2 protein-coding genes are annotated in these 3,618 nt (G+C 58.2%); one reads left to right on the top strand and one right to left on the bottom strand.

Features of this window, described 5'->3' with window-relative positions; translation table 11 throughout:
* Positions 1-4 precede the first annotated feature (4 nt).
* A complete protein-coding gene (gene wecB / locus NW834_RS09485; RefSeq protein WP_414419533.1) occupies positions 5-1,141 on the bottom strand; it encodes a non-hydrolyzing UDP-N-acetylglucosamine 2-epimerase in 1,137 nt (378 codons plus the stop codon).
* A 913-nt stretch (positions 1,142-2,054) separates the two neighbouring features.
* Here wecB and mgtE point away from each other — a divergent pair.
* Positions 2,055-3,434 (top strand): magnesium transporter, encoded by a 1,380-nt coding sequence (gene mgtE / locus NW834_RS09490; RefSeq protein WP_414426292.1) that lies wholly within the window; start codon positions 2,055-2,057, stop codon positions 3,432-3,434.
* The last annotated feature ends 184 nt before the right edge of the window (positions 3,435-3,618 follow it).

A 3,618-nucleotide genomic window follows, 5' to 3' on the forward strand; every position in this document is an offset into this window, starting at 1 on the left:
ATTCTTAACTTTGTTCTTCTCGAGGGCTTTGCGGGTTAAACCACCGCTCGATGATGTGGCGAATTTGCCGGGCGGCAGTGCCATCGCCAAAGGGGTTTTGGGCTTGGGCCATGCGGGCATAGGCTTGTGGGTCTGTGAGCAATTCTCGGGCTGCCTTCAGGATCTTTTCGGGGTGTGTGCCTACCAGGCGGGCGGTGCCGGCAGCAATCGCTTCAGGACGTTCGGTGGTCTGCCGCAGCACCAGCACCGGTTTGCCCAGGGCAGGGGCCTCTTCTTGAATGCCGCCGGAGTCGCTGAGGATGAGGGTACAGCGCTGCATGGCGCTCACCCAGAGGGGATAGTCCAGAGGCTCAGTGAGAAAAGCCCGCTCATGGGATCCCAACAGGGCTTGCAGGGGATCCCGCACCAAGGGGTTGGGATGGAGGGGCAAAAGAAGGGCGGTATCGGGAAACTCGGCCAAAATCTGCAGCAGAGCCTTGCCGATGGCAGTTAAGGGATCCCCCCAATTTTCCCGCCGGTGCACGGTAACCAGCAGGACACGGTAGCGCTGCCAGTCCAGGCCGGGAATGGGGCAGGGGATCCCTTGGGAGGCCACCTGCAGTAGGGCGTCGATGACGGTGTTGCCGGTGCAATGGATGGATCCCACCACGTGGCTTCGCTTCAGGTTGTCAACGGCTTGGGGGGTAGGGGCAAAGTGCAGGCTGGCCAACTGAGAGATCAGGCGGCGATTGGCCTCTTCGGGGAAAGGATTGTAGAGATCATCGGTGCGCAGTCCGGCTTCCACATGCCCGACCGGGATGCGGTGGTAGAAAGCTGCCAAGGCAGCCGCAAAGGCGGTGGTGGTATCTCCCTGCACCAAAACCAGTTGAGGATGTTGCTCTTGAAAGTAGAGTTCCAGGCCCCGCAAGGTGGCTTCGGTAATGTCTGTCAAGCTTTGGCGGGGGCGCATGATCGCCAGATCCCGATCCGCTTGCAGACCGAATAGCCGCATCACCTGATCCACCATTTCCCGATGTTGTCCGGTCAAGATCAGCTCGGTGCGCAGATGGGGACTGGCACGCAGGGCTTGAATCACCGGGGCCAGCTTAATGGCTTCGGGCCGTGTGCCCAAGATCACGGCAATGAGGGGAAGGGAGGCCATAAGCTCAAGGACATCGGCGCCTGTAGAAGATGGGAAGAGCTGACCCACTCCGCGCAGCTCATTGGGGCAAGGCTACTGAAAAAACAGAGGTGGCGAAGGGTGTGGGTTGCTCAAGGTCGCAAGCCACCGGGGTGTGGACTCTGCTGAGTCAGGCTGAGGGCAATGTCGAGACGAGAGGAACCACAAGGGGGCTATTGCTGCTCACTCCGATCTTACCCTCAAGCTGCTCCGCCGATTGTTCACCGGATGAGCTGGAGAAAAAGGGTTGACGGGATCCCACTCCTGCAACTAGCCTAAAGGGGGCTGAAGAGATCCTCTTCTGGCTGTCCGGGTTGTTTCGGTTAACCTTTTTGGAGGAAAACGTTCAACAGCATGGACGCTTCCGGTAGTCGTAGCGCCAGCCACCAGTGGATGGTCTTCGAGGAGCAAGTTCTTGAAGATTGGGCTCTTACTGGTGTCCTCCTTTTCCCCGCTGACAGCTTCTGTCGTCGCTTGAGAGGATCCCGTTTCGCCAACGCGAAGGGGTGGGAGAGTTTTCCCGGCTAGCTTTTGACTTGGGTGGCTCTCTCAGTCGGCGACGAACAGATGAGCTGAGCAGAGCCTTACCTGAGCAATAGGTTTGTGCAGCCCTGTTCAGAAAAGGGGAGATCAGGAGTAATTCCGAGGGGATTCCCCTTGACTTTCCCGTTGTGGGTTTTGGGGTTTCCGCAGGCCTGGGGATCCCTTGGAGTCCCTTTTATCGGCTTGGGCGCTTGCGATCCAAGCTGGGCTTGGAGGCCTGGCGCTAGACCTACGGCTTGCTGCGCGGCCATCCAAGGGTTTCAGGGCTTCCCTGTGAGCCTCGGAGCACCGGTTGGCTGTTGACCTCCTGGTTCTCTTCATCCCGGCTGACCCCAACGTTCGGAGGTTTATCATGCGGCACAACGTTCTTCGCGATCTCCTAACCCCTGCTTCCTTGGAAGCCGCCAAGCGAGAGGCCAACCGCGCTCCCATTGCCGAGCTGGTGCAGCAGTTGATGGAGATTTCACCTCGGCAGCGGGCTTTGGCTTTCCGCTTGCTGGAAAAAGACAAAGCCATTGCAGTGTTTGAGTATCTGCGGCCCGAAGAGCAGGCCGATCTCATTCGCAGCATGGAAAGCCCAGAAGTGATCCAGCTCATAGAAGCTCTGCCACCTGATGAGCGGGTACGTCTGTTTGAGGAGTTGCCGGCCAAAGTAACCAAGCGCCTCATTGCCAACCTCAGCCCAGAAGCTCGGGAAGCAGTGAATATCTTGCTGGGTTATCCAGAGCGCAGTGCCGGTCGGCTGATGAACCTGCGCTACTTGTCGGTACGGGATACCATCACCGTCGGGGCTGCTCTGGCCAGCGTGCGGGACTCTCAACTGGGAGACGATGAGCTGGATGTGATTTTTGTGGTGGACGATCAGCGGTTCTACAAAGGTTTGGTTCGCACCGTGCGCCTCGTGAAAGCAGATCCGGATTTGCCCATTCGGGAGCTGATTGAGGGATCGGATATTTTTGCGCGGGTTACCGACCGGGATCTCCAGGCAGCTCGTTTGCTCAAGGATTCGGGCTTGCCGGCTATTCCGGTGGTGGATACGGAAGGGCGCTTGGTGGGAGATATCACCTTTGAAGATGTCATCAACTTGGTGGAAGAAGAAGCCACCGACGCCGCTCTGGCCCAAGCAGGGGTGGGCAGCTTGCTCAGCCGAGACAAGGTTTGGAGCGAGCGCCTGGTTAAAGGCGCCCGTTGGTATGCCGTCCGCCTGCGCATCACGTTTTTAATCATCACCTTGATTGGCGGCATGTTGGTGGGGGGAGTGATCGAAACCTTTGAGGAGGTGTTGCAAGCAGTAACGGCAGCGGCTATTTTCATCCCCTTGGTCATGGATATGGGCGGTAATGTCGGTACCCAATCTACGACCATCTTTGCCCGTGGCTTGGCTTGGGGCCACATCAACGTGCGGCAGTTTCTCCCCTATTTGCTGCGCGAAGCCAGCATTGGTGGCATTATCGGTGTGATCCTGGGGGCCACGGCTGGGGTGATTGCCTACTTCTGGCAGGGGGCACCCAATGGGATCCCACAATTGGGTCTAGCGGTGGGCTTGGCTCTGGCCATTGTCCTCACTTTGGGGGCTATCTTGGGCGCCATTTTGCCCTGGGTGATGTTAAAGCTGGGCTTTGACCACGCTCCGGGAGCGGATCCTTTTATCACCACCATTAAAGACTTCACCGGCCTCTGGGTGTATTTCACCCTGGTGGCTTGGCTAGTCGGGGTTGAAGTGGGGCTCTAGGGCTGCGCCGGCGCTGGATCCAGGGGGCACCTCACCGGCAAAGCGCGTTCCAGGAACGAATAATCCAGCCCTTCTTGAGAAATCAGCCTTTCAGAGTCTCGCCACAAGGCCATCGCGACGGCGGCGCAGAGCACTTTTACGAGGTGTCCTTTGACCAACGAAGGGTTACAGCAAACATTTAGGA

The sequence above is a fragment of the Synechococcus sp. R60.1 genome (assembly GCF_047461835.1).
Lineage (GTDB): Bacteria > Cyanobacteriota > Cyanobacteriia > Thermostichales > Thermostichaceae > Thermostichus.